Source organism: Burkholderia latens (assembly GCF_001718795.1).
In the GTDB taxonomy this organism is placed as follows: Bacteria; Pseudomonadota; Gammaproteobacteria; order Burkholderiales; family Burkholderiaceae; genus Burkholderia; species Burkholderia latens_A.
On record NZ_CP013435.1, the window covers coordinates 79862 to 105907 of the forward strand.

General features: G+C 62.6%; 27 protein-coding genes, 1 tRNA gene and 1 pseudogene. 12 read left to right on the plus strand and 17 right to left on the minus strand.

Annotation, left to right across the window (positions count from 1 at the left end):
• Positions 1 to 22 precede the first annotated feature (22 nt).
• From tssG to WK25_RS00370, 7 genes are all read right to left on the minus strand, one after another.
• Positions 23 to 1123 (minus strand): type VI secretion system baseplate subunit TssG, encoded by a 1101-nt coding sequence (tssG, locus tag WK25_RS00340; RefSeq protein ID WP_059545409.1) that lies wholly within the window; start codon positions 1121 to 1123, stop codon positions 23 to 25.
• A complete protein-coding gene (gene tssF / locus WK25_RS00345) occupies positions 1087 to 2919 on the minus strand; it encodes a type VI secretion system baseplate subunit TssF (protein ID WP_069240793.1) in 1833 nt (610 codons plus the stop codon). The genes tssG and tssF overlap by 37 nt, the downstream gene beginning before the upstream one ends.
• A gap of 77 nt (positions 2920 to 2996) precedes the next feature.
• Positions 2997 to 3482: a type VI secretion system baseplate subunit TssE gene (tssE, locus tag WK25_RS00350; protein WP_040143199.1), complete on the minus strand. Its 486-nt coding sequence runs from the start codon at positions 3480 to 3482 to the stop codon at positions 2997 to 2999.
• A gap of 62 nt (positions 3483 to 3544) precedes the next feature.
• Entirely contained in the window at positions 3545 to 4048 is a 504-nt protein-coding gene (locus tag WK25_RS00355; protein WP_040143197.1) for an Hcp family type VI secretion system effector, read from the minus strand.
• A gap of 70 nt (positions 4049 to 4118) precedes the next feature.
• Positions 4119 to 5609 carry a type VI secretion system contractile sheath large subunit gene (tssC, locus tag WK25_RS00360; RefSeq protein ID WP_040143195.1) on the minus strand — a complete coding sequence of 497 codons (1491 nt, stop codon included), beginning with the start codon at positions 5607 to 5609 and terminating at the stop codon, positions 4119 to 4121.
• Positions 5610 to 5624: 15 nt separating this feature from the next.
• Complete coding sequence (gene tssB / locus WK25_RS00365; protein WP_040143193.1) at positions 5625 to 6140, minus strand: type VI secretion system contractile sheath small subunit; 516 nt, start codon at positions 6138 to 6140, stop codon at positions 5625 to 5627.
• Positions 6141 to 6189: 49 nt separating this feature from the next.
• Positions 6190 to 6825, minus strand: coding sequence for a tetratricopeptide repeat protein (locus tag WK25_RS00370; protein WP_059545411.1), 636 nt, complete (start codon positions 6823 to 6825; stop codon positions 6190 to 6192).
• Between the two features lie 375 nt (positions 6826 to 7200).
• Between WK25_RS00370 and tssJ the strand changes: the two genes are divergently transcribed.
• From tssJ to icmH, 3 genes are all read left to right on the plus strand, one after another.
• Positions 7201 to 7812, plus strand: coding sequence for a type VI secretion system lipoprotein TssJ (gene tssJ / locus WK25_RS00375; RefSeq protein WP_040143189.1), 612 nt, complete (start codon positions 7201 to 7203; stop codon positions 7810 to 7812).
• Positions 7813 to 7915: 103 nt separating this feature from the next.
• Positions 7916 to 9262, plus strand: coding sequence for a type VI secretion system baseplate subunit TssK (gene tssK / locus WK25_RS00380; RefSeq protein ID WP_040143187.1), 1347 nt, complete (start codon positions 7916 to 7918; stop codon positions 9260 to 9262).
• On the plus strand, positions 9259 to 10041 hold the full coding sequence (gene icmH, locus WK25_RS00385) for a type IVB secretion system protein IcmH/DotU (protein WP_059545413.1): 783 nt from the start codon (positions 9259 to 9261) through the stop codon (positions 10039 to 10041). The genes tssK and icmH overlap by 4 nt, the downstream gene beginning before the upstream one ends.
• 85 nt (positions 10042 to 10126) lie before the next feature.
• Here the strand turns inward: icmH and WK25_RS00390 are convergent, their stop codons facing one another.
• On the minus strand, positions 10127 to 10444 hold the full coding sequence (locus tag WK25_RS00390) for a DUF7716 domain-containing protein (protein WP_059545415.1): 318 nt from the start codon (positions 10442 to 10444) through the stop codon (positions 10127 to 10129).
• A gap of 294 nt (positions 10445 to 10738) precedes the next feature.
• Positions 10739 to 11389: pseudogene (locus WK25_RS00395) on the minus strand (contractile injection system protein, VgrG/Pvc8 family); the annotation flags it as partial.
• A gap of 335 nt (positions 11390 to 11724) precedes the next feature.
• Between WK25_RS00395 and WK25_RS00400 the strand changes: the two are divergent.
• Positions 11725 to 12525: a transporter substrate-binding domain-containing protein gene (locus tag WK25_RS00400; RefSeq protein ID WP_040143179.1), complete on the plus strand. Its 801-nt coding sequence runs from the start codon at positions 11725 to 11727 to the stop codon at positions 12523 to 12525.
• 112 nt (positions 12526 to 12637) lie between these two features.
• Here WK25_RS00400 and WK25_RS00405 read toward each other — a convergent pair whose 3' ends face one another.
• Both WK25_RS00405 and WK25_RS00410 read right to left on the minus strand, forming a co-directional pair.
• A complete protein-coding gene (locus WK25_RS00405) occupies positions 12638 to 12841 on the minus strand; it encodes a hypothetical protein (RefSeq protein ID WP_040143177.1) in 204 nt (67 codons plus the stop codon).
• Between the two features lie 383 nt (positions 12842 to 13224).
• Positions 13225 to 14160 carry a LysR family transcriptional regulator gene (locus WK25_RS00410; RefSeq protein ID WP_069240795.1) on the minus strand — a complete coding sequence of 312 codons (936 nt, stop codon included), beginning with the start codon at positions 14158 to 14160 and terminating at the stop codon, positions 13225 to 13227.
• A gap of 376 nt (positions 14161 to 14536) precedes the next feature.
• Between WK25_RS00410 and WK25_RS00415 the strand changes: the two genes are divergently transcribed.
• The 6 genes from WK25_RS00415 (at position 14537) to WK25_RS00440 (ending at position 19850) form a co-directional block, all read left to right on the plus strand.
• Positions 14537 to 15973 (plus strand): NAD-dependent succinate-semialdehyde dehydrogenase, encoded by a 1437-nt coding sequence (locus WK25_RS00415; RefSeq protein WP_069240796.1) that lies wholly within the window; start codon positions 14537 to 14539, stop codon positions 15971 to 15973.
• A 12-nt stretch (positions 15974 to 15985) separates the two neighbouring features.
• Positions 15986 to 16363 carry a carboxymuconolactone decarboxylase family protein gene (locus WK25_RS00420; RefSeq protein ID WP_040143172.1) on the plus strand — a complete coding sequence of 126 codons (378 nt, stop codon included), beginning with the start codon at positions 15986 to 15988 and terminating at the stop codon, positions 16361 to 16363.
• Positions 16360 to 17355, plus strand: a complete 996-nt coding sequence (locus WK25_RS00425) for an NAD(P)H-quinone oxidoreductase (protein WP_069240797.1) — start codon at positions 16360 to 16362, stop codon at positions 17353 to 17355. Before WK25_RS00420 ends, WK25_RS00425 begins: the two co-directional genes overlap by 4 nt.
• 409 nt (positions 17356 to 17764) lie before the next feature.
• Positions 17765 to 19129, plus strand: coding sequence for a tyrosine-type recombinase/integrase (locus WK25_RS00430; protein WP_069240798.1), 1365 nt, complete (start codon positions 17765 to 17767; stop codon positions 19127 to 19129).
• Between the two features lie 30 nt (positions 19130 to 19159).
• On the plus strand, positions 19160 to 19543 hold the full coding sequence (locus tag WK25_RS00435; RefSeq protein WP_069240799.1) for a type II toxin-antitoxin system RelE/ParE family toxin: 384 nt from the start codon (positions 19160 to 19162) through the stop codon (positions 19541 to 19543).
• Positions 19527 to 19850, plus strand: coding sequence for a helix-turn-helix domain-containing protein (locus WK25_RS00440; protein WP_009906855.1), 324 nt, complete (start codon positions 19527 to 19529; stop codon positions 19848 to 19850). The genes WK25_RS00435 and WK25_RS00440 overlap by 17 nt, the downstream gene beginning before the upstream one ends.
• 397 nt (positions 19851 to 20247) lie before the next feature.
• Here WK25_RS00440 and WK25_RS00445 read toward each other — a convergent pair whose 3' ends face one another.
• Positions 20248 to 20706 carry a hypothetical protein gene (locus WK25_RS00445; protein WP_069240800.1) on the minus strand — a complete coding sequence of 153 codons (459 nt, stop codon included), beginning with the start codon at positions 20704 to 20706 and terminating at the stop codon, positions 20248 to 20250.
• 94 nt (positions 20707 to 20800) lie between these two features.
• Between WK25_RS00445 and istA the strand changes: the two genes are divergently transcribed.
• Together istA and istB are read left to right on the plus strand one after the other, a co-directional pair.
• Entirely contained in the window at positions 20801 to 22279 is a 1479-nt protein-coding gene (gene istA / locus WK25_RS00450; protein WP_249181359.1) for an IS21 family transposase, read from the plus strand.
• Positions 22272 to 23069 (plus strand): IS21-like element helper ATPase IstB, encoded by a 798-nt coding sequence (gene istB / locus WK25_RS00455; protein ID WP_069240801.1) that lies wholly within the window; start codon positions 22272 to 22274, stop codon positions 23067 to 23069. Before istA ends, istB begins: the two co-directional genes overlap by 8 nt.
• 66 nt (positions 23070 to 23135) lie before the next feature.
• On the opposite strand, the gene WK25_RS29695 is transcribed toward istB, so the two are convergent.
• From WK25_RS29695 to WK25_RS00480, 5 genes are all read right to left on the minus strand, one after another.
• Positions 23136 to 23654, minus strand: a complete 519-nt coding sequence (locus WK25_RS29695) for a DUF3987 domain-containing protein (RefSeq protein WP_069240802.1) — start codon at positions 23652 to 23654, stop codon at positions 23136 to 23138.
• Between the two features lie 301 nt (positions 23655 to 23955).
• Entirely contained in the window at positions 23956 to 24213 is a 258-nt protein-coding gene (locus WK25_RS00465) for a hypothetical protein (protein WP_069240803.1), read from the minus strand.
• Between the two features lie 154 nt (positions 24214 to 24367).
• Positions 24368 to 25210, minus strand: coding sequence for a hypothetical protein (locus WK25_RS00470; protein WP_069240804.1), 843 nt, complete (start codon positions 25208 to 25210; stop codon positions 24368 to 24370).
• A 155-nt stretch (positions 25211 to 25365) separates the two neighbouring features.
• Positions 25366 to 25441: transfer RNA gene (locus WK25_RS00475), tRNA-Thr, on the minus strand.
• Positions 25442 to 25460: 19 nt separating this feature from the next.
• The gene (locus tag WK25_RS00480) at positions 25461 to 25982 is read right to left on the minus strand and encodes a ClpXP protease specificity-enhancing factor (protein ID WP_059545428.1); all 522 of its coding nucleotides are present in this window, start codon (positions 25980 to 25982) and stop codon (positions 25461 to 25463) included.
• Positions 25983 to 26046: the final 64 nt, after the last annotated feature.

Here is a 26046-nt window from a genome sequence, read left to right on the forward strand (position 1 = left end):
GCGTGTTTTTGTCGTTCGGAATTCAGTGAATCACGTGCAGTTCGTAGCGAGCGTCGGACCGGTCCTCGTCCGCGTCGCGCGTGCACAGGAACGCGTCCCAGCCGAGCCGCGAGCCCGCACCGAGCACGCTCGCGCCGACCTCGGTGCGCTTCAGCACGAGCTTGACCTCATATTCGAGCGTGACGCCGGCGAGCAGCGTCAGCATCCGTTCGAGCGCGACGGCCTGCGGGCCGCCGGGCAGGAACGCTTCGTAATCGCGCTTCGACAGCGGGCCGACGACGATCCGCGCGCGCATGTCGCGCTGCCACACGCGCTCGCCGACGAGCGCCGTCGCGCCGAGCACCGCGTTGACCTCGCCGAGCACGCTCAACTGGTCGGGCGGCACGTCGTACCACTTGCCGACGAACTGGTCGATCTTCACCGGCACGCGGAAGTAGTCGGACAGCGTGCGCTGCAGGTACGCGGCCGACATCGGCCGGTGCCGTGCCGCGAGCGCGTAGCCGGCAACGGCCTCGTCGAGCACGCCGCCCGCGCCGGCCGCGAGACTGTCGCGCACCTCGTCGCTCGGCACGCCGGCGATCGCGAGCAACAGCGGCAGATAGCGCTCGTCGCGGTCGAGCTCGTAATGGAACGGCAGCCGGTATTTCTTCCACGCCGCGTAGAAGAGTGCGGTCGCGCGGTTCGAGAACACGTCGAAGAACGCACGCGCCGCGTGGTCGCGCTTCAGGTGCTCGCGCGCGACGATCTGCTCGGTGTAGTGCAGCGGCAGCGCGCCCTGCCCGCCGAGCAGCCCGAAGAACGCGGGCGTCAGCTCGACGTGACCGAGCTCTCCGGCCGCGAGCGCGGCGCCACGCGCGTCGCCCGAATCGAGCAGCGTGCCTTCGTCGTCGAACGAGCGCGCGCCTTCGATCTCGCTCGGCGGGAAGCCTAGCGACAGCGTGTTGCGGAATTCGATGCGCTGCGCGACGACGTCGCCCTGCCGCCACGCGCCGGGTGCATCCGACGCCTGCCGCGCGAACAGCCCCTCGAGCACGCGCACTGCCTGGAAGAACTCGAAGCGGTGCGGCTCGTCGAGCAGCGCGTCGACTACGCCAGGATCGATTCGCCGGTTCGGGGCTTGCATCGAATGATCTCCTCGCCGGTGCGCTTCGACACGACGACCAATTGAACGAAACTGTTGAGATGGACGTACAGCCCGAAGAAGCTGTCGAGCACGCGCACGAACGACGCGAGGCTCGCGCCGACGAAATGTTCCTCATCGATCGTGAGGCGCACCTCGATGCCGCGCACGAACGTCGCGAACGGCTTGCCGGGCAACCATTGAACGGCGCTGCGCTGCTCGACGGCGACGAGGCCGTCGATCTGGCGCATCGACACGGCGGTGCGCCGCAGGTCGTACAGCGTCAACATTTCCTTGAGCGGCGCGAGCCCGTGCGCGACGAGCGACACATGGTTCAGCGCGAGGTGCGACACGAGCCGCCAATGCGCGGCGCGGCCGCGCTCGAAGCGCACGCTCTGCGTCGGGCGCCGCAGCATCGAGATGCCGCTCGTCTGCGCACCGCCCTCCTGGAACAGGTCGCCGCCTTCGAGCCCGAACGCGAGCATCGCCGGCAGGTCGCGGTTCGTGCAGGTGAGGTCGAGGCTCAGCGTGTCGGTCTGCGGCGACGTCGGCTCGAAGTCGATGTCGACGATCGAGATCTCGGTTTCGTAGCCGGGGCTCTTCTGCGCGACCCAGTCGTTGCGGCGCGCGAACCAGTAATGGCCGATCCGCGCCGCTTCGCCGTGATGCAGCGAGTAGAACGGCCGGAATTCGATCACCGATTCTTCGTGCGCCTGCTGCCGGACGAGCTTCACCGAGTCGATCGAGTACACGTCGTACGCGAACGCGCGGCGCGCCTCGGCGATCACCGGGTACGACACCGCGCGGTGCGTGATCCGGATCGGCTCGCCGTGCTGGCGGAACAGATTGACGACCGGCGTGCAGAACAGCCGGAAATGGCTTGCCGTCAGAAGTTCGAGCAGGCGCGCGACGTGCGAATCGCTGCGCACGTCCTGCAGCACCAGGTGCAGCGTCGCACGCTGGCAGCGGCCGGCCGCGCGCGCGATCGCCGCGACGTCGAAATCGACGAAATCGAATTTGTCGGGGAATGCGAAGTACTCGGTAAGCAGCCGGTATGCGGGGTGCGACTTCGCCGGGTAGTCGATCAGCGCGTCGTCGTCGAAGCCGGCCTGCGCGATCGGCAGCTTGCGCAGCGGCGTCCAGCGGCCGTTGCGCTCAGGTTCGACGTACGCGCCGAGCACGTTGACGAACAGGCAATCCGTCAGCGCGGCGACGAACGACTGCTCGCCGTGCAGGTGCGCGCGCAGCGTCGACAGCTTCAGCGCGCCGAGATCGAGCTGCGCGGCGAGCGATTCGAACGTGATCGAGATCACGCCCGTCGCGTTCGACGGCAGCACCGTCGCGCTCGGCGCGAGCGCGACCGGCGTGTAGCGCGCCTCCGAGATGCGGATCGGCGCGAGCGTCACGTCGTAGGCGGTGCGGAACCGGCACTGCACGCCGCGGATCGGGCGGCTCTTCAGCTCGGTGCCGCGCTCGATCACGACCGGTTCGGTCTGCTGGCCGGGCGACGCCGGCGTGAACTGCGCGATCGAACATGACGGAAACGGCCGCATGTAGTGCGGATACAGCACTTCCAGCAGCGCCTCGGTGAATTCCGGGTAGTCGTCGTCGAGCTTCTTGTTGATGCGTGCGCCGAGCAGCGCGAACGACTCGATCATTCGCTCGACGTGCGGATCCTCGCAATGCTCGCCGGACAGCGCGAGCCGCGCCGCGATCTTCGGATAGCGTTCGGCGAAATCCCGCGAATAGCGCCGCAAAAACGATAATTCGCGCTCGTAATACGGCAGCAATTCTTCCATCGACGACCCCGAACCTCAATATTTCCTGCCGGACCCTGATCCGCCACCGGGCGGTCCGGCCCGCTCGGCGGCTTGATTTACGGCATTCTGGCCGCGCGCGTGCGCGTGACCGAATACTGCAGCGTCGACGGCTGCAGCATCGCGTCGAAACTCACCGGCTCCTCGGCCGGATGCACGACGAGCAGCGCCTGGATCGCGAAGTAAAGCGCGTTGGTCGATTGCTCGCTCAGCTCGAACGTCACCTTGACCTGCTGCAGCCGCGGCTCGTGGCGCGCGATGGCCTGCTGAATCGACTTGCAAATGAATGCGCGGTCGTAGTGACTCGCGAGGCTCAGCCCCGCGAAGTCGTTCAGCCCGTAGGTCAGCACCGACTTCTGGCATTCGGGCAGCGCCTCGAGCTCGACTTCGGTGTGGGCGATACGCGTGTTGAGGATCGCCTCGACGTCGCGGGCGACCGTGCTCTTCAGCTCGTCCAACGACAATTGCCGCATCGCAGCCGTTGCCGGCTGGTGCGGTTCGTCGTCGAACAGCTTGTCGAGAAAACTCGGTTCGAATCGTTTCATCGGCCGGCCTGCACAGCGAAAACGGCAACGGGACGCCGAGCGCCCCGTTGCCGCAACCGACCTTAGACCGCGTAGGTCTTGTCGTTCTTGGTCAGGCTCCAGGCGCCCTGCGTGTTGCCACCCTGGTTGCCGCCGATCTTCTGCTGGGTCTGCTTCCACTGCACGGCCGCATACTTCAGCGAGAAGGTTTCGACCGGCAGGCCTTCCTTGCGCACGCTCGGTGCGATGCTGGAAATGATCACGTACTTGAGCTTGACCTCGAGATACTTGACGCGCTGGCCTTCGCCGTCCGAACGCATGAAGTCGATCGTGACTTCATCGAACGTCGTGCCGCCCGACGCGTGCTGATACAGCAGCGGGCTCGACGAATCGATTTCCTTCGTAAACACCATGTCGCCGTGCTCGCAACGCTCGGCGGTCAGGCCGCCCGACGTCGATGCGGTCGCCGAACGCGGCTGCACGATCGAATGGTCCCAGGACTTCACTTCGATCCAGCCCGAGTGGTCCTTGTCCGCGGATTCGCCCTTGATGACGGGATTTCCGAATTTCAGATACAGGTCTAGCATGGCCCTTCGACTCCCCAAAGAGGTGGTTTTAACGTCCTACCCAGGCGGCCCGCCCGGGCGATTTACTCGCTTATGAATTTGCCGGTTTGGGCAGATCAGCGACAAGTCGCAGAGAAATCGAGAGTTCGTCGAGCTGGAAGTGCGGACGCAGGAACGCGACCGAACGGTACGAGCCCGGCTTGCCCGGAATCTCCGACACTTGTATGGAAGCCTCGCGCAGCGGAAATTGCGCCTTCTGTTCCTGCGTCGCGTTGTCGTCGAGCAGCACGTATTGCGAAATCCACCGGTTGAGGAATGTTTCCACGTTCTGCGCCGATGCGAAGCTGCCGATCTTGTCGCGCATCATCGCCTTCAGGTAGTGCGCAACGCGCGATACCGAGAAGATGTACTGCAGCTGAGCGGACAGAACGGCGTTCGCGTTCGCGCTATCGGTGCTGTATTTCTTTGGTTTCTGCACCGATTGCGCGGCAAAGAACGCGGCGTAATCTGAGTTCTTGCAATGGACGAGCGGGATGAAGCCGAGGTCGCTCAGCTCCTTCTCGCGGCGATCGGTGATCGCGATCTCGGTCGGGCACTTCAGCGCGATCTCGCCGTCGTCGGTCTTGAACGTGTGGGTCGGCAGATCCTCGACGAGGCCGCCGCCTTCGACGCCGCGGATCGCCGCGCACCAGCCGAAGTCGTCGAATGCGGCCGTGAGCCGCGCGGCGAACGCCCATGCGGCGTTGCACCACAGGTACTTGTCGTGGTCGGTGCCGTCGACGTCCTCGACGAAGTTGAAGCGTTCCGCCGTCTGGCCGTCCTTCGGATTGAACGGCAGGCGGCCGAGGAAGCGCGGCAGCGTCAGGCCGACGTAGCGCGAATCCTCGGAATCGCGGAACGACTTCCACTTCGCGTACTCAACCGTATCGAACACCTTGCCGAGATCGCGCGGCTTGCCGAGATCGGCGAACGATTCGAGCCCGAGCAGTTCCGGCGACGCCGACGCGATGAACGGCGCGTGCGCGGCCGCCGCGACGCGCGACATCTGCTCGATGAAATACATGTCTTCCGGCTGGCGCGAGATCTCGTAATCGCCGATCAGCGCACCGAACGGCGAGCCGCCGAACGTGCCGAATTCCTCTTCGTAGACCTTCTTGAACAGCGCGCTCTGGTCGAACTCGCTCGCACCCTTGAAGTCGCGCACGAGGTCGCGCTTCGGTGCGTGAAGCGCCTTGATCTTGATCGTCTGGCCGGTGTTGCTTTCCTTGACCAGGTAATCGAGGCCGCGCCACGTGCTTTCCAGGCGCTGGAATTCCGGCGCGTGCATCACCGCGGACAGCTGCGTGGAGATCAGGCGGTCGAGTTCCGCGACGCGCGCGTCGATCGTTGCCGACAGGTTGTCCGACACGATGACCGTGCCGTCGAGCACCTGATGCACGAGCTCGCCGATCAGGTCCTTGGCGCGCGCATGCTCGGAATCGGATTTCGCGACCTTGCTCTTCTCGACGATCTCGTCGAGCAGCGAAGTCCCGGCGGCGTATTCCGCGCCGCTCGCTTGGGCCGCAGCCGTTTGCTGGTTCATCTCAACACTCCGTCGTCATTCGCCGTCTTTGTCGCCGCCCGTGCCCTTTGCGAGCTCCTGCAGCTGCTGCGTGTTCTTCAGCACCTCGGACAGCAGGTCCTCGAGCTTGTCGTTGCCCGCGAGCTTGTTGCGCAGGTCGGCGAGCTTCGCGCGCGCCTCGAGCAGGCGGCGCAGCGGCTCGACCTGTTCGACGACTTCGTCCGGGCTGAAATCCGACAGCGAACGGAACTTCAGGTCGACCGCGAACTTGCCGCCTTCCGGGCTCAGGCGGTTTTCCACCTGGAACGCGGCGCGCGGCTCGATCGCCTTCATCACGTCGTCGAAGTTGTCGCGGTCGATGTTGACGAACTTGCGGTCGCGCAGCTTCGGCTGCTCGACTTCCGACTGGCCCGCCAGATCGCCGACGACCCCGACGACGAACGGCAGCTCCTTCACCTCGATCGCATCGCCCTTCTCGACCTCGTAGGTCAGCTGGACGCGCGGCGGCCGTATTTTCTGCAAGCTCTTCTGAATGCTTTCTTTCTTGGCCATCTCGACGGCTCCCAGGTTAGTTGTGGTTATCGCGTCAGTTGCGTTCGGGTCAGCGCAGCGCGCTGAACGGGTCGGCGCCACCCTTTTGCGGCGCCGCTGCCTGCGGCGGGGCTGCCGGCGTCGGCGCGGTCGTTGCCGCTTCTGCGGCCGGTGCCGCGCTCGTCTTCGGACGATGAACCGGGCGGCGCGCCGTGCGCGTCTTCACCGCGCGCTGCTCGGGCGGGAACAGCGCCGACTCGCCGAGCGTGTCGCGCAGCTGCTTCGCGAGCGCCTGCGCGTCCGACTTCGCGTCGCCTGCCAGCGATGCATCCTGGCGCAGCTCGCCGAGCGACTGCGTCGCGATCCGCAGGCCGGCGACGGCGAGCACGCTCTTCGCCTGGCGGTCCGTCGCATCGCGCTGCAGCGCTTCCTGCGCGGCGACGATCGCCTGGCCATAGTGATTCTGTGCAAACTGGATCTGCGCGATGCGCGACCACGGTTCCTCGCGCGTCGGGTCCGACTTCGCGAGCTGCTGGTACAGGCCGAGCGCCTTGTCCTGGTCACCCGCCTTCGCGACGGCGTCCGCATCGGCCAGCGACTTGTTGAACACCTCGGCAGTCGGCGCCGGCGGCTGGCTCGCACAACCGGCGATCACGCCGCAAGCCAGCACTACCCCAGAAAGTTTTGCGAAGAGACGGTCTTTCATCGTTATATCCACCGGCGCGTGAGTATTAAAATCGTTGAGAATCTGGTTCTTTTGCTTTGCAAGAAGCGCGCGGGTATAGTACCGATCAATTTTTCATAATTCAATCGCTGCGTGCAGAGTAATTCCTTTTAAAACCGTGCGCTACCCCGTCGAAACGCGTCTCGAAGCCGCTTGGCGGCCGCTTTTCCCGCGACCGGAATGTGCAAGTTTTACTTGGCGCCGAGCGCATCGGCCGCCTCGCGGAAAAAATTTCCGGGGCTCGGCGCGGAGCACGCTGCTTAATATTTGAACGGCAGATAGGCCGGGCGCCACCGCCGACGCGGAAATACCCGGCAGTTTTGACAGGGGAGTTAAAGGCGGCACGCCGGAAACACGATGAGATCGTCAATGATTCGCTTTGCGCTGCCGCTCGTTGCCTGCGCGCTTCTGGCCGGATGCGCGGCCGCCCCGTTGCTCGGTTCCGCCGCGAGCGCCGTAATGCAAGCGGCCGGCGTCGGCAAGCCCGAGTTGCCCGATGCGCAGAAGCCGCCGCGCAACATCGGGCTCACGCTCGCCGCCGCGCCCAACCTGAACGCCGCGAACGATCACAAGCCGCTTGCATTAGTGGTGAGACTCTACGCGCTGAAGGACCCGACGTCGTTCCAGCAGGCGCCGTTCGACGCATTCACCGATCCGACCAAGGAAAAGGCCGCGCTGGGCGCCGATTTGCTGAACGTACGTGAAATCACGCTGATTCCCGGGCAGCGCTATACGGCCACCGAAAAGGTTTCACGCGAAGCGCAGGCATTCGGCATCGTTGCGCTGTTCCGCGATCCCGCCATCCAGCGATGGAAACTGACGTTCGACCCGGCGAAGTCGGAGAAATCCGGCATAATCATCGGCCTGCACAATTGCGCGATGACCGTCACCGGCGGCTCAGTCATCGCACCGCAACAGGGCGCGCCTTCGCAACCGCTGAATATGCTGTCGTCGGTCACTTGCGGTTAAGCATGACGCACGAATGTCAATTAACAAGAGTTAACAAATTGGCGATTAAATTCGGGCACGACCAAATCGATTACATCACAACGCCACATTAACCGGATTTGACATGAGTTATTCGGCCAAGGTGCTTTGGGGGGAAGGGCTGTTCCTCCGGCCTCAACACTTCCAGCGGCAGGACGCCTACCACGAGGCTCGCCTGTTCGAATCGATCCAGGCGATCCAGCCGTACAACTGGGGCGTGCGTTCGGTGCGCATCGACCGCGATGCGCTAGGCAGCAACGTGCTGCGCGTGGCCGAACTCGCGCTCGTGTTTCCGGACGGCGCGCTGTATGCCGCGCCGCAGGCCGACGAGCTGCCGCCGCCGATCGCGCTTGACACGCTGCCCGACGGCATCGGCGAGTTCGTGTTCTACCTTGCGCTGCACCCGCTGCGCGAGAACGGCACCAACTACAGCGACGATCCGGCCGCCGGCTTCACGACGCGTTTCGTCAGCGAACAGACGAGCGTCGCCGACAACTTCACTGACGCCGCCGAAGCCGACATCACGTTCCTGAAGACGCAGGTCAAGCTGATCGCGCACAGCGAGCCGCGCGACCAGCTGCTGTCCGTGCCGCTCGTGCGCGTGCGCCGCACCGCGACGTCCGGCTTCGAAATCGACGACAACTTCGTGCCGCCGTGCCTCGCGATCGAGGCGTCGCCGATTCTTCATCAGCGGCTGCGCCAGCTCGTCGATGCGCTGCAGGCGAAGGTCAACGCGCTGTATGGTTTTCACCGCGAGCCGTCGAAGAACATCATCGAGTTCCGCTCGGGCGACATCGCGTCGTTCTGGCTGCTGCACACCGCGAACGCCGCATTCGCCACCCTCGCGCATCTGCACCAGCACGCGGCGCTGCATCCGGAGCGGCTGTTCCAGGAGTTGCTGCGCCTCGCCGGGCAGTTGATGACGTTCTCGAAGGGCTACACGCTCGCCGACCTGCCCGTGTACCGCCATGATGATCCGGGGCCGAGCTTCGCGCGTCTCGACGGGATGCTGCGCGAGCTGCTCGACACCGTGATCTCGACGCGCTACTTCGCGATCACGCTCGACGAGGTGCGTCCGTCGTTCCACCTCGGCCGCCTCGACTCCGGCAAGATCGACGACAAGACCGAGTTCTACCTGGCGGTGTCCGCGGACATGCCGAGCGTCGAGCTTGTCGATGCGGTGCCGGCCCGCTTCAAGGTCGGCGCGCCCGACGACGTCGACAAGCTCGTGCTGTCGGCGATGCCCGGCGTGCGGCTGTCGTACACGCCGCAGGTGCCGCCCGCGATTCCCGTGCGGCCGGGTGCATGCTATTTCCAGCTTGATTCGCGCGGCGCGCTGTACGAGCGCATGCTGCAGGCCCAGTCGGCGATGATCTATGCGCCGACTGGCATCAATGACCTGAAATTCGAACTGATCGCGGTCACATCATGAGCTACGCGCCTTCCCTGTTCGGCGACAACACGCCGGCCCCTCTTCATACGCCGGCGTCCACCGATGCCGCGTTCCAGGCTCGTTCGCTGCTCGATCTGCTGTACGACGGGTTCTTCATGTTGTTCCTGCTCAAGAACGGCCGCGAGCCGGACAGCGCGAGTGAATTCAGCACGAAGATCCAGGAATTCCTGTCGGATTTCGAGCGCGGCGCGAAGAAGCTGAACATCGCTGCCGAGGACGTATACGGCGCGAAGTTCGCCTATTGCGCGGCGGTCGATGAGATGGTGCTGTCGTCGCAGTTCAAGATCCGCACCGACTGGGAGCGCCGGCCGCTGCAGCTCGTGCTGTTCGGCGAGCAACTCGCGGGCGAGAAGTTCTTCCAGTATCTCGAGGAATGTCGCGCGCAGGGCGCGGCGCGGTTGCAGTCGCTCGAGGTGTTTCACATGTGCCTGCTGCTCGGCTTCCAGGGCAAGTATCTGCTCGAGGGGCCGGAGAAGCTCGCGTATCTGACCGCGCGGCTCGGCGACGAGATCGCGCACATGAAGGGCAAGCGCGCCGCGTTTGCGCCGCATTGGCCGCTGCCGGATCAGATCGCACACCGGCTGAAGCGAGAGGTGCCGGTGTGGGCGATCGGGGCAGTGTTTGCGCTGGTAGCGCTGCTCGGGTACCTCGGGCTCAATACGTATCTGAAGGACAAGACGTTGCAGGCGTTGGCGCCTTATTCGCAGGTGATCAAGGTGGGCCCGGAGTCGGCGAATTTGACGATTTCGTTGCCTTGAGCGCTGCGCTTCGTTCCGACGTTGACGCTGCATGAAAAAGGACCGCCTGGCGGTCCTTTTTTGCTGTGGCACGCGACGTGCGTCGTCAGAGCAGAATGAATTCTTCGTTGTCGACGTAGAACACGAATGCGTCGAGCAGTTGCGCGACGCTCGGTTCGTCGACCTGGTCATGCGCGTTGATCACGATGTCTTCGATCGTCGTGCTGTTCAAGGTGACGCGCCAGCCGGGGTGTGGCGCGGTTGCAGGTGGTGCGGTGCTTTCGGCGCGGGCGGCGGCGTCGGTGAACTCGCCCACTGTCTCGAGCGTCCACGGCATCGGCGGCATGCAAAGCCATCCGGAGAAGTCTCCCGGGTGTTCGAGGATGTGTTTCAGCGACGCGGTGGTCGGGGTGACGGTCGACATGGGTGTTGCGGTGAGAACTGGACTTGAAGCGATGCGTATACGCGATAGTGACGGCGCGCGTCGTGCCTGTGTGGCAGCACTCCGGTCGGCGAGGCGTGATTATGCCAATTCCGGATGCTCGACGCCGGCTCCGTGGTCAGTGTCGGTCGGTTTCACCTCGTATCGATACTCCAAGCCGGAGGCATTTCTTGACTGACCGATTGGTTGTTGGCTCGTCGGAATGCCTGCTTGCCCTCATTGCTTCCCGGCGCGCCGCTCTGGATGTGGGACAACGTGCAAGTCCAAGTGGATCAATCCAGCCGGTCGGATTTTCCGCGTACTGAAAGACGTCGGCGCAAACGCCTGCAGGTTATCGGCGATCACGAGCGTATGCGACTTGCCGCCGTCGGCCTGCTGCCACGTCGTGTAAAGGCCCTCGCTTTCCATCAGCCGGTGCACGAAATGCCAGTCGGTGTCGTGCTGCCGCGTGTACGAACGGCTCCGCAGCGGCGTCGACAGCGCGAAGCGGAATTGTCCGCGCGCCTGCGGATGCTGGTTCAGCACGTCGCTGATGATCTGGTCGACGGACGTGTCGTTCCAGATTCTCTGGTGGCGGCAGAACTTCAGGAAATGGGTGAAATCGGCGAACGTCAGCTGATAGGTCGTGCGCGCCCCGTCGGCGCCGAGGCGCCGCGCGGTGTGCACGTAGCCGTTCACTGGGCGGTAGCTGCGATCGCCCTGCTGAATCCACAACGTGACCGGCTGCGCGATCAGCTTTTTGAGCTCCAGTTGGACGTCGGTCGACAGCACGTCGAGCGTGAATTCGTACGCTCGCCCGATGCGCGAGCGGCCGACTGCGCGCTGTACGGTCAGCACGTTCGCGCCCAACGGGGTGTCGAGCTTCAACAGCCGGTCCTGCTGAAGCAACCCGCCGCGCAATGCGGCAATTGTGTTCTGCATGTTCATGGCTACGGCCTTTTCTTCTTTTGACGCGCCCTCGGATGGCGCGGTGAGCGATTTCGCTCGCGCGGTTTTACAGACAAATTACTGCGTGAATCGGAAAAACGACCTGGTTTAAAAGAGTATTTTTAAGCGTATGCCGAACAAGCGGTGGAACACACGGGCGCACATTCATCGCCTTCGCGCAGCTTGCGCGGCCTCCGCCGGGAATCAATTGCAATCAGGGCCAATTCGACTTCCGGCGCGGCGCGGTTGCGAGTAGTGTCTACGTGCCCGCATTCCGGCCCGGGCGCGCTGATGCCCGGCGCCCAAACACCACACTGAACCACTGGAGATCCACGATGAAACGTTCGAAGTTCCTGCTGACGGGCCTGCTGCTCGCGTCGGCTCTCGGTTTTACGGCCGTCGCCGCGCACGCGGAAGACTTGCTTGACTCGGTGAAAAAAGCCGGCGTGCTGCGCGTCGGTCTCGAAGGCACGTATCCGCCGTTCAACTCGCGCGGCACGTCAGGTCAGCTCGAGGGCTTCGATGTCGACGTCGCGAATGCGGTGGCCGGCAAGCTCGGTGTGAAGACGCAGTTCGTGCCGACCGAGTGGAGCGGCATCATCGCGGGGTTGCAAGCCGGCAAGTTCGACGTGATCGTCAACCAGGTGACGATCACGCCGCAACGCAAGGAGGCGCTCGACTTCAGCGAGCCGTACACGTATTCGGCCGCGCAGCTGATTCAGCGCAAGGACGACACGCGCAACTTCAAGTCGCTCGAGGACTTCAAGGGGAAGAAGCTCGGCGTGACGCTCGGCACCAACTACGACCAGATGGCGCGCAGCGTGCCGGGCATCGAGGTGCAGACGTATCCGGGCGCACCGGAAAAACTGCGTGATCTCGCCGCGGGCCGGATCGAAGCGACGCTCGACGATCGCCTGATGCTGCCGTACATGATCAAGACGTCGAACCTGCCGCTGCGCTCGGGTGCGGTGCTGAACGGCGGCAAGCAGGAGATGGCGATCCCGTTCCGCAAAGGCAATCCGAAGTTCGAGAAGGCGATCAACGATGCGCTCGATTCACTCCGCAAGGAAGGCACGCTGAAAAAGATCTCGATGCACTGGTTCGGAAGCGACGTGACCGTGCCGGTCGCGCAGTAAGCGGTTCGCCGCGCGTTCATTGCGCGTGCAGTGCGTCACGTTCTTCGCTGCGGCGAAGGCGTGACGCGCAGCTGCCGGATTTTCCCGGGCTGCTCTCTCTTTTCCGTTTCGATCAAGCCGCCTCGTCGAAGCGAGCAAGCAGCATCTGCCCGATCGGTGTGAGCGCCGGGCGCGCTGCAACCGCATTCACGCGTACCTGCGTATCGTCGACCAGCCGTTTTTCGACGAGCACGGCAAATGCCGGGTTCGCGAGGTCGACACTGTCAGGCGCGCGCGCAATGCGCAGCAGCATCGAGAATTCGTGCGGACTCAACATGGTCCTTGTCTCCTGATCGTCCGCGAGCGGTTCAATCGGCGTCGATCGTGTTTTCGAATGGAATCGGTGCGAGGCAATAGCCGATGCGTGGGCGGGAGCGAGATCCCGGGTGACCGTTGCAGGACGCGGGCACGGCGTTGCATGCGGTCACACGCGCCCCGATCGCGAAGGTGCTGCCGCGACGGGAGTGTGCAACGTTAGCGATGCCGCGTGACGCCGGCGTGACAGCAAAACGGGGACGATTATGGTGCACGCGTAGCGGCCGCAGCGGCCCCGGCATGACGGCCCGCTACGTACGCGGCGCGCCGCCGGTAAAGTCGCCGGGTTGATCGGCGTGCTGGCAAATCGAATACCTTCGCCGGCCATGTCGCCCGGGAAGCCCGTCATGCAACCGCGATGCCGAGCTCTTGCGCATACGCATTGAGCTGGTCACCTACCCGCGCGTTCAGTACGTCGATGAACCGCTTGATTTTCGCGTCGACGAACTGACGCGACGAATACACCGCATATACGTTGCGCTGAGCGGTGTGAAACTCGGGCAGGACGCGAACCAGCGATCCTTTACGCAAATCGTCGATTGCCGAGAAGGCCGCGATCAGCCCGATTCCCGCACCCTCGCGCAGCACGGTGGACATCGCATCCATGTCGTTGATACTGAAGTGCGATCCCGTCGGGCGATACACCGCGTCGCCGGTCCTGCCTTGCAAATGCCACTCGTCCGGTGCGTAATCGACCGTGCTCAGCAGCACACACGTGTGATCGACGAGATCCTCCACACATTCCGGAGCCGGATGCCGCGCCAGATAATCGGGCGAGGCCGCCAGAATGCAATGGCTCGCGCCGATCTTCTGGCTCACGTACGCCGAGTCCGGCAGCGTGCGCGCAATCACGACCGCCACGTCGAGTTGCTCTTCGAGCAGATTCGGCATCCGCTGCGACAGCATGAGCTCAACCGACACTTCCGGATATGCGTTCCGATACGCAAGCACGGCTTGAGTAACAAGCTGACGGCCTAATCCCGGCACGGCGTGCACGCGCAGTAGCCCTCGCGGCTCCAGCAGCGCATCGCGGGCTTCCGCTTCTGCCCGGTCGATGTCGGAGAGGATCGCCACGCTGCGCTCGTAAAAACGTCGCCCCGCATCGGTGACCACGAGCCGTCGCGTCGAGCGCTGCAACAACCGCGTGTTGAGATTGTCCTCGAGTACCGAGACCGCTCGGGAAATGTTGCCGACAGTCGTATCGAGGTGGTTTGCGACGGCCGTGAAGCTGCCCATCTCGACCACTTTCGCAAACACCGACATGGTATAGACCTTGTCCATTACACACCTGGCTCTGAATTATTCGTCGAATCGCCGCATTTCCGGCCCGCGCGAGCCTGTGATCATAGAGCCGGCCCCCGTTTCATGCAGTCAGCGCGCGGCCTCGTGTCGTTTTTGCGCATCTTTCAATCCGCCTTCACGTCGGCGGCGGGATTTTCTCTCCAGCGACAAGATTCATTCTTTCCGGCCCCTCTAAGTTGCCGCCCGCTTCCCGCCTAGACTTGGTTCCGAAGTCAGGCAGCCAGAACCAGGAAGCTTCAGACCGGATCCCGGCCCGACATGGCGGATCACCCGGACACGCTGTCGCGCAGGTTCCGTTATCCGGCTCGCGGCGAACACTTATTGAATCGCAATCCTAACCATAGAGGTCACTATCATGAACATCAATTACGACGCACTTCATCTTTTCATCGATGGCGAGTGGATCGGTGCGAGCGAACGCGAAACGGCGCCGGTGATCAACCCGGCCACACAACGCGAGATCGGACGCGTCCCGCTGGCTACGGCAGCTGATCTGGATCGCGCGCTACAGGCCGCTGCACAGGCGTTCGACGTCTGGCGCACGACCGTGCCGGCCGAACGCGCGCGCATTTTGAAACGCGCGGCGGAGCTGATGCGCGAGCGTGCCGAGCATATCGCCACGGTCATGACGCTCGAGGAAGGCAAGCCGCTGGCCGAAAGCCGCGACGAAGTCCTGCGTGCGGCAGACTACTTCGAATGGTTCGCCGAAGAGGCACGTCGCATCGACGGCCGCGTGGTGCCGTCCAACCGCCCGGGTGTGCAACAGCTCGTGAAGAAACAGGCGATCGGGCCCGTCGCCGCATTCACGCCGTGGAATTTTCCGGCAATCACCCCGGCGCGCAAGCTCTCCGCCGCGCTCGCCGCCGGCTGCAGCGTGATCATCAAACCGGGCGAGGAAAGCCCCGCAACGGCGCTTGCGCTGGCGCGCGCACTGGACGAGGCAGGTTTGCCGAAGGGCGTGCTTCAGGTCGTATTCGGCGTGCCCGACCAGGTGTCGAAACAGTTGATCGCTTCGCCGGTCATCCGGAAGGTGACGTTCACGGGCTCGGTGCCGATCGGCCGTCTGCTGTCGGCACGCGCAGCCGAAGGCGTCAAACCCATCACGCTGGAGCTGGGCGGCCACGGGCCCGTCCTCGTATTCAACGATGCGGATGTCGAAAAGGCCGCAGTAGAAGGCGCCGCGAATCGCTTTCGCGGTACGGGCCAGATCTGCATCTCGTCGACACGCTTCCTGATCCAGCGTGAAGTCTACGACGAGTTTGTCGGCCACTTCGTGCGTGCGGCCAACGCGCTCAAGGTCGGGGACGGCATGGATGCGGGCACGCAGGTCGGGCCGCTGGCAAATCCGAGACAGCTTGCGAAGATGGAGGAACTCATCGCCGATGCGGTGAAGCGTGGCGCAAGGGTGCTTGCCGGCGGCAAGCGCATCGCGCTCGAAGGGTATTTCTTCGAACCAACGGTCCTCGCCGACGTACCGCAGGACGCCCGCGTGATGCACGAAGAACCGTTCGGCCCGATCGCGGTGCTGATGCGTTTCGATGCGCTGGCCGACGGGCTCGCCGAGGCGAACCGGTTGCCCTACGGCCTCTCAGCCTATGCGTTCACGAGCAGCGCACGCACGGCCATCGATGTCGCAGACGGTCTCGAAGCCGGCATGATCGGCATCAACCAGTACCGCATCGTTTCGACAGAACTGCCGTTCGGCGGCATGAAGGAAAGCGGCCACGGCTCGGAAGGCGGCACCGAGGGCATCGAGTACTACCTCACGCACAAGTTCATCAGCCAGGCTTGAAGGGGAACCGCCATGTCTCATACGCATTTCGACAGTCCGCGCGAGGCCGCGCGTGCGTTCACGCCGAAGCTCTCGGCATTCGTCGACGATACGCTCTATCCGCGGATCTGGAGCGATCCCGCGCTGTCACCGCGCGACCGCAGCCTCGTGACCGTCGCCGCGCTGATCGCGGGAGGCCATCTCGACGAGTTGCCGGCGCATCTGCACCGTGCGTTGACGAACGGCGTAACGCGCGAAGAACTCGCAGCGGCAATCACCCACCTTGCGTTCTATGCGGGGTTTCCCGCGGCCATCTCGGCATCAGCGGCGGCGCAGGAAGCGCTTGGCGCCCAATCCCGGTCCGACGAGCGCGCGGTCCATTCATTCACGAAGCAGGAAGATTGCAAATGAAAGCCATCACATTCGACGAATTCGGCGAGGCCGACGTTCTCCGGCTCGCCGAGGTCCACGCACCCGAGGTTCGCCCGGACGATCTGCTGGTACGCGTCCATGCCGCAGGTGTGAATCGCGCGGATCTTACGCATCGGCGCGGCGGATACGGTCGGCCGAACTTCGGCGACTCGTCCATCATGGGGCTTGAAATCGCCGGCGAGGTGATCGAAACCGGACCTTCCGTTCAGGGTTACAAGGTCGGCGATCGTGTAATGGGCGTGGTGGGCGGCGGAGCCTACGCAGAACTCGCACGCATTGACTGGCGAATGGCGATGCCCATTCCGGCAACGATCGACTACGTGCACGCGGCGGCAATACCGGAAGTCTTCGTCACGGCGCACGAAGCGTTGTTGCATCTTGGCCGCTTGCAGCGAGGCGATTCGGTGCTCATTCACGCAGCGGCGGGCGGGGTGGGTTCTGCAGCGGTCCAACTGGCCTACGCAACCGGTGCGACGATATTCGCGACCGCCGAGGCTTCGAAGCTGGAACGGATCGTTCAACTCGGCGTGGACCATCCAATCGACTACAAGACGCAGGATTTTGCGGAAATCGTCGCGAGCAGGACGGACAAACGTGGCGTCGACGTTGTCATCGACTTTGTGGGCGAGCCGTATTTTTCCCGGAATGTCGCGTCATTGGCAAACGGCGGCCGACTGGTGCAGGTGGGGATACTCGGCGGCGGCGGTGACGTGAACGTTGGTCTTGAACAGATCCTGTACCGTCATCTGCAAATCATCGGCACGGTGATGAAGTCGCGCGACCAACGCGAGAAACACGAGATGGTTCGGCGGTTTCGCGAACATTGGCTGGACCGCTTTACGGGAGGGGCGGGCCTGGAACCGGTCGTCGACAGCGTGTTTCCTCTCGCCGATGCCGCGGCTGCACATCGACGGATGGAGTCGGCCGTGAACGTGGGAAAGATCATCCTGACGATGGGCGAAAACAGCTGACGTGCCGTTGATTCACGTCGAACGCCGGTGCTCGAAGTTTATGGCGGTCGAGCGGGGATCGCTGGCAGGAGCTTCGCGCGAGCGTTGGAGCGTAGCGGCCTCGACTCGGCAGCGCAGAGCCAGCATTCTTGCGGTACAAAAAAAGGGGCCTCATCTTTGGGGCCCGCTTTTCGGTGTTTGGTGCGGCTGCAGGACTCGAACCCGCCACCTGATGATTACAAATCATCAAGACGCGACATTTATCGACGTTGATCAAAGAACCGAAAATCGCCTAAAACCCGGTAAATATAAGGCACACAAGGAAGTTCGTCATCTTCTAACGTTGACACAGACGCCCTCAAAGTCCCAGAATCGGGTTACACAGCGGTTACATGGAATGTCCATGTAACCCTTTCCGAGGGTGGCAACGGTGGCGAAGGTCAATTTCACGGCAGGACGCGTAGAAGCGCATAAGTGCCCTGCCGGCAAATCGCAGGCATTCATCTGGGACAGCAAGGCTCCCGGTCTCGGCTTGCGTGCAACCAAGGCAGGGGCGAAGGCGTACATCTTCCAGGCGAAGCTCAACGGGGACGCCGTCCGCGTCACGATAGGCGACCCCAGAAGCTGGAACATCGACCAGGCACAGGAGGAAGCGCGCCGTCTGCAGCGCCTCGTCGACGAAGGCATCGACCCGCGCGAACACGCTGCCGAGCAGCGTGCCGTGGTAGCGACGCGAAAAGCCGAAGCCGAGCGCAAAAACGTGACCTTTGCCGACGCATGGGCGGCTTACCTGATCGAGCTTGAAACGAAACCCTCCCCGAAAACAAAGCGCCCGCGCAGCGCGCAGTACATCGAGGACCACCGCAAATTGGCCGCCCCCGGCGGCGAGAAAAAGAAGCGAGGAAAGGGGCTGACCAGCCAAGGCCCGCTGTATCCGCTCATGCCGCGGAAGCTGTCCGACATGACTGGCGACACGATCGCCAGTTGGATGGAAGACGAGGTTGCCGAACGCCCGACCAGCATCGCCTACGCCTACCGCATGTTTAAGGCCTTTGCCGGTTGGTGCGAGGGTCAAACGAAACTCAAGGGATTGTTGCCGGACGACTGCCATTCGTCTCCCAAGGTCACGGCCCTGCTGCCCAGTACGAAAACGCCCGAAGGCGACTGCCTGGAGCGCGAGCAATTGCCGGCATGGTTTAAGGCAGTACGCGCGCTACCCAACCCCGTGGCGTCCGCCTACCTGCAAGGGGTTCTCATCACCGGCCCACGCCGCGAAGAACTCGCGGAACTGCGGTGGGAAAACGTCGATTTGCGCTGGAACAAGATAAAGCTGCGCGACAAGATCGAAGGCACCCGCACCATCCCGCTGACGCCCTATTTCCGATCGCTCCTGCTGGAACTGAAGCGCATCAACGAGACACCGCCGAGCGTCGCACAACGGAAGGACATGACAGCGGCAGGCACGCCCTGGCAACCTTCGCCATGGGTATTCCCGAGCAGCGCATCGGAAAGCGGCCATATCGAGGAACCGCGCTATGCCCACGGGACCGCCATCGAACAAGCGGGCCTACCCCACGTGACGCTACAGGGTTTGCGCCGTTCTTTCGGCACACTGGCCGAGTGGCTGGAGGTTCCCGCCGGTGTCGTGGCTCAAATTCAGGGACACAAGCCTAGCGCACTGGCCGAGAAGCACTACCGCCGACGACCGCTCGACTTGCTACGCCAGTGGCACACCCGCATCGAGGCGTGGATGCTGGAGCAGGCTGGCATCGAATTCGATTCAACCCAATCTTGAAACTATGCCACCAAGTGGCATAATACCAAAATGAAGAGAGTGTTCAAAACCCGGCACTTCCAGCGCTGGATGCGCAAGTCCAGGCTGACGGATGCGGCCTTGTGCGAGGCGGTCGAGGAAATGATTGCCGGGCTGATTGATGCCGACCTTGGGGGCGGTGTCGTGAAGAAGCGGATTGGCCTTTCCGGGCGCGGCAAGCGTGGCGGGGCCAGAACGCTCCTTGCAACGAACAAGGGAACCCGCTGGTTCTTTGTGTTCGGATTCGAGAAAAACGAACGCTCGAATATCAGTGACAGCGAACTCGATGCCTTGCAGAGTCTTGCTGCCGATTTGCTTGCCAGAACGTCCGGCCAACTCGACCTTGCGGTGGCCGACGGAACGCTACAGGAGATTTGTCATGGCGACCAAAGCTAAAGCCAAGAGCGCGATCCTTGGTGCCGTTCATGAAACGGCGGCCGATCTGCATCGCCTCGGTTTTATCGACAAGCGGAAGATGCAGAAGTACGAGGCACTCTGCCTCGAACCCGTGCCGGAATACGATGCCGCGAAAATTCGCGCGTTGCGCGCCCGATTTCATTTGAGCCAGGCAGTGCTTGCGGCCGCGCTCAACACCAGTTCATCGACGGTGCGTAAGTGGGAGATCGGCGACAAACGACCGAGCGGACCTTCGCAAAAGCTGCTGAACCTGATTGACAGGAAAGGGCTCGAAGCCGTTCTTTAAGCTCGAGAGCAACTATGCCGCCAGTGCCAGGCGGCATGTCTGCTCCCTCATGCCCCCAGAAATGCCCCCAAACTGTTCCGGTACCAACAGAAATACCAACAAAAGCCTGTGGTAGCGCAGTTCGAGTCCCGCAAGCTTCGCGCCGCGATACGCCCACGCAATGACTCGCTGAGGCCCGACGGGGAAACAGATCGTCCACAAAACCCTGGGAACTCCAAACCTAATACAGCCTGTAGGCACCGAGGAACCCTCGACAACATGGGTTCCTCTTTTTGGCTACCGTCCGATTCTCTCGGTCCCGAGAATCGCCGCGCCTCCCCCTGAACGTTGTCCGCTCCAGCGCTTCATCGCTTGCACGACAAAGCTTACTGAACGGCGCGGCGCGGACCACGTTCCTTCATTCGAGGCAAGGTCCTGCACGTTCTTGGATTGGCAGTGATCCTTGTCCACAAATGATAGCGACCATGTGCGGCGCGTTCCACTTGCTTGCCTCGCCGATCTTGCCGTCGGCCACGAGTTTCTTCAGCACTTCGAGCTTCTTCTGGTACTCCAGCCCATCGTCGCTGTTCTCGATCTCGAACTGGTAGACCTTGAGCATCGAGCCGTGGTCTTCGTCAATGTGTGTGACGTCGTAGAACTGTCCCTCGTAGCCTGTCTTCAGTGCCTTATAGAAGCGGTCGGTGTAGTCGGCCAAAAGTCGAATCAGGATGTCTTCCTGCTTGCGGATGTCTGTGAACGCGTTCACAGCCAGCTCGGCCGCCGGGATGAACAGCGTGTACCAGTCCGATGCGTCTGCGCAGAAGTCGATCTGTTGATGTCCACGCAGAACTGACCCACCTGAGGCTGTAGTTTTCATCGAATTTTGACCCACGTGATTGAATGCCCTGCTCAATCTTTGAGCAGGGGATACAGAGGTGATCACGGTGGGCATATTGGCCAAGATCAGGCGGATGTATTTCCGCGAGAAGGTCCCGCTGCGCGAGATTGCGAGGCGCACGGGCCTGTCCCGGAACACGGTGCGCAGCTGGCTTCGGCAGACGGATGCCGTTGAGCCGAAGTACCCGAAGCGCGTCAGCCCGAGCGTCGTCGACGAGTGGGCCGCGCAACTGACGGGCTGGCTGCGGGCAGACAGTCATCGCCCGAAGCGTGACCGGCGCACGGCCCGGTTCATGTTCGAGGCCATCCGCGGCGAGGGCTATGCCGGCAGCTACGGCCGCGTCAGCGCCTTCGTGAGACGCTGGCACGAGGAGCAGGCTGCAGCACCGCGCAGGAAGGCCTATGTACCGCTGGCCTTCGAACCCGGCGAAGCCTTCCAGTTTGACTGGAGCTGCGAATACGCCTTCATCGGCGGGTTGCGGCGACGCCTGGAGGTCGCCCACGTCAAGCTCAATGCCAGCCGGGCGTTCTGGCTGGTCGCCTATCCGACCCAGAGTCACGAGATGCTGTTCGATGCGCACGCCCGCGCATTCGCCGCGTTCGGCGGCGTGCCGCGCCGCGGCATCTACGACAACATGAAGACCGCCGTGGACAAGGTCGGCCGCGGCAAGGAGCGCGCGGTCAACGCCCGCTTCGAGGCAATGTGCGGCCATTACCTGTTCGAGCCGGAATTCTGCAACCGTGCCGCCGGCTGGGAGAAGGGCATCGTTGAGAAGAACGTGCAGGACCGGCGCCGCCAGATCTGGCACGAGGCTGCGCTACGACGCTGGGAAACGCTGGAGCTTCTGAACGAATGGGTCGCGGGCCAGTGTCGTCAGGCCTGGCAGATGCGGCACCCGCAGTGGCCCGAGCTGACGGTCGAGGACGTGCTGCAGGACGAGCGCACCAGGCTGATGCCCAATCCACGCCCGTTCGACGGCTATGTCGAGCAGACGCTGCGGGTGTCGTCGACCAGCCTCATCCACTTCCAGCGCAACCGCTACAGCGTGCCCACCGAGTACACGAACCAGCTGGTGAGCGTGCGCTGCTATCCGGCATATCTCAGCGTCGTCGCCGACGCCCAGGAGATCGCACGCCACGAACGCAGCTTCGAGCGGCACATGACCTTCTACGACTGGCGCCATTACATCACGCTGGTTGAGCGCAAACCCGGCGCGTTGCGCAACGGCGCTCCGTTCGTCACGATGCCACAGCCGCTGCAGCAGTTGCAGCGGCACCTACTGAAGCACCCGGGAGGCGATCGCATCATGACGCAGGTGCTCGCCGCGGTGCGCGAACACGGACTCGATGCCGTGCTGCTTGCCGTGCAGGCAGCGCTGGACTCGGGACGCCCCAGTGGGGAGCACGTTCTGAACGTGCTGAGCCGGTTGAAGGCACCCACCACGAGCACCAACCTCGCGACGACGAAACTCCAGCTTACCGAAGAGCCGGCCGCCGACGTGAGCCGCTACGAAACCCTGCGCGCCAACCCACCGGAGGACCGTCATGTCTAACGACATCGCCGCCCAACTCAAGGGGCTCAAACTGCATGGTATGGCGAGCACCTGGCCAGAGCTGCTGGCGCAGTCGCGTCACACGGAGTTCGCCCCGGAGCGCTTCATGAAGCAACTGCTGATGGCTGAGACGGCGGAGCGACAGGTGCGCTCGATCGCCTACCAGATGACCGCCGCTCGCTTCCCGGCTCACCGCGACCTGAAGGGCTTCGACTTCGCGCAGGCACACGTCGACGAAGCGCTGGTTCGAGAACTCAGTGACCTGTCGTTCCTCGCAGGCGCACACAACGTCGTGTTCATCGGTGGCCCCGGCACCGGCAAAACGCACCTCGCCTCAGCGATCGGAATTGAGGCCGTGCAGCGCCACGGCAAGCGCGTGCGTTACTTCTCGACCGTCGAGCTGACCAACGCACTGGAGCAGGAGAAGTCCATCGGAAAACAAGGCCAGATCGCCCATAAGCTGATGTACGTCGACCTGGTGATCCTCGACGAACTGGGCTACCTGCCGTTCAGCCAGACCGGTGGCGCATTGCTGTTCCACTTGCTCTCGAAGCTGTATGAACACACGAGTGTCGTGATCACCACCAACCTCAGCTTCGGCGAGTGGGCGACCGTGTTCGGGGACGCAAAGATGACGACGGCGCTGCTGGACCGCGTCACCCATCACTGCCACATCGTCGAAACGGGCAATGAATCCTGGCGCTTCAAGTCCAGTTCTGCCAAGGCGAAGACAACCAGAAAGAGAGCAGCAAAAGCAGCAGGCAGTGAGGAGTTATCCACACCGGAATAGATGTACTACGCTGTCTCGGGGTGGGTCAGATTTAGATGAAAACGGTGGGTCAAGATTCGGTGGAAATCAACAGGCAAACAGGCCAATTTCGAGTGCATGCCTTCCCTGGGGTGTGCGCAAAAAGGCTAGGAGTCGGTCTGGCTGAATTGGCACGGCCATCGTAATCTTCGGATCGACCATCGTTACGCCTGTGCCGCGACGCGAGAAACTGATCGGGATGCCACTCCAGCTCGAACACAGCAAACCGATCAAGTCCTTCCCCAACTCGGGCAAGAAGGCACTGCCCTCATCCGGGGCAATCAAAAGCGCCCGGTTCTGATCTGTCTGCTCTTTCACGGCAACAAACGTAAACCGTTCAAGGGTGCGAGGCGGTGACGGCGGGGCTTTGGGACGACTTTGTTCAAGCTCGACCAACCGACTGGCAAAGGCATCGTTAGAGGGAAGTCCCTTGCTCGCTAGCTTGCCAATTGCCCTCTGGGTGCCCGCATACTCGGCGTGCCACGCCGTCATGCGGCCTTTGTGTTCCTGCCACGCAGCGAGCGTCTCCGTATCGTGTGCGGCAATGAGGGCGCGGCGGTGATTCATGGACGGCTCCGCTGCTGGAGACTTTCCAACGCCTGAGGCACCACCCATTCCAATGTAGGCGGCAAGCCCGATTAGCCGACCGTTCCATTTGGCTTTGGCGCATGGAGCAACAGCGTTCGCGGTATGTGTATCAATAACGCCTGCGAACATCGTAGCGAACGTAGCGGTGCGAGCCACTGCCTCGACCAAAGCACGTTGCTTCCTCGATAGCGCGTGTAGCGGAACAGAATTGCCGGACATCACGCGGCCTCCTGTCCATCGAGGAGAACTACCATGTAGACTTTGTCGGTGGCGATGCCAATCATTGCGCCACCTCGCTATTGCTGATGTTGACAAATGCGTCATAGGCAGCCACTACACCATCGCGCTTGGTAACGATCACGGCAGGCCAGCGAAGACGGCCGTTCGCATGCTTCTGCGGCACGACACCGAAGTAGCTGCCCGTCTGGCAGTAGCGCTTGCGGGCGGTCTGCTCTTCGATATGGTTGTGCGCGGCAAACGTCTTGGTTTGCCACGGATATGCGGTGTGTTCGGCTGAACGATTTTGAGTATTGGACATCTCTGTTCCTCGTCGGCCGGAATGCGGGCCTGTGCGCCACGTTGATCAAATGCGATCAACGTAACGCCATGATCCGACTCGAGAAGCAGGTGCTGAACCAGAGCGACGGTAACCGTCGCTTATCGACGGCTACCGTCGGAATCCTTCGTGAGTTTTAGCCCTTTTGCTTTTCGCGCAGCCTACGCAACCGAGCGCCAAGCGCATCTTCAGTCAGGCGGCCCATCATGGTTCCGTCTTTCTGTACGGTATTGGCTTTATAGATAAGGGCAGATACGGTCGCCTTCTTGGTCTGGTACTGCTCGATGCGACCAGTGAATGGAGGGACCTCATCCAGCGCCATCCCCTTGAGCTGTAGCCATACTTCCTTGGTGGCATCAGAGGCCGCCGCCGTAATGGCTGCCGCAATTAAATGATCCAGATCGTGTAGTCTTTTTTTCCCCAAGAGGGAGACACGCCGACCATGGTTAGACGTCGGTTGCACTGCGACATCTGCCTGTGACGCAGATTGAGTTTTTTGCTCCTCCTCTGCTGTGGCTAATAATCTCAAAGCAGCCAACTCGTCGTCTACGGAGACCGCGAAAGGGTGCTGGTTAGAGCCGGGAGGGTAAATATGCCGCATAAACTCCAGCAGCTTGGGAACATTCCAAGAGGCTTCGCCAGTAGCGTTGCACCACTTCAGGAATTCGTCCGATACGATCTCATCAAGGGGCATGAGCCCGCCACGTGCATCATCGCGATATTCGTCCAGCAATCGACTCGCGAACTGCAATTGACGCGGGGTCGCGGGCAAATCGGGGTCATCGAGCTGGCGTACATCGCTTCCCTCGCCGGGGATCTCCGTGCATCTGTCGGAAGGCGGGATGACGCCCGTGACCAACAAGACCCCTTCTGCTGGCGTCCAGTATGGGCGCTTATTTATGTAGTATTCGACCCGCTCAAGAAACTTCACTCGTTTGTGGGCTGATTGACTGCGTTTTTTCTGAACGTCGGCGCTCATCCTCGGCAGTTGCAGTAGTGGCAAGGGCCGTAGCCTACCGTATCCCGGTGATCGAGATGGATCTTCGCTGACCGAATCCGGTTACACAGCGGTTACACGGACACAAAAACGAACAAGGGGTTACACGAAAAAATCGCGTAACCCCTTGATTTTATTGGTGCCGGCTGCAGGACTCGAACCCGCCACCTGATGATTACAAATCAACTGCTCTACCAGATGAGCTAAGCCGGCGTAAGCGCGAGATTCTACCTCATTTCACGATCTTGAGGCGAGGTCTGCTGCCACCTTTCGAGCCGTCGCCATCGGTTTTCGGCGGTTCGTCGGCACCTTCGGACGGCTCCTCGTTCGCGCCGCCATCGGCGACCGGCGTCAACACGGCAGGCGACTCATCGCGCGGCGCATCTTCCGCGTGCTCGGCTTCGTCTTCGAACGCCCCCGAATCCGCACCCTCGCCCGCCACCGCATCGACCTGGAACGCCATTCCCTGCCCGTTCTCCCGCGCATAGATCGCGAGCACGTTTGCGACCGGAATCTCGATCTTGTGCGCCTTCCCGGAGAACCGGGCAGTGAACTCGATCCACTCGTTGCCCATCTGCAGCTGGCTCGTCGCCTCGAAGCTGATGTTGAGCACGATCTCGCCGTCACGCACGAACTGTCGCGGCACGCGCGTCGAGTTGTCGACCCTCACCGCGATATGCGGCGTGTAGCCGTTATCGGTGCACCACTCGTACAGCGCGCGCAGCAGATAAGGCTTCGTTGAAATCTCTTGCATCACAATCCTCGAACCCGGAGCGGGCACGCGGCATGCCGCGCCGCCCGCTCCGTCGTGCACTCAT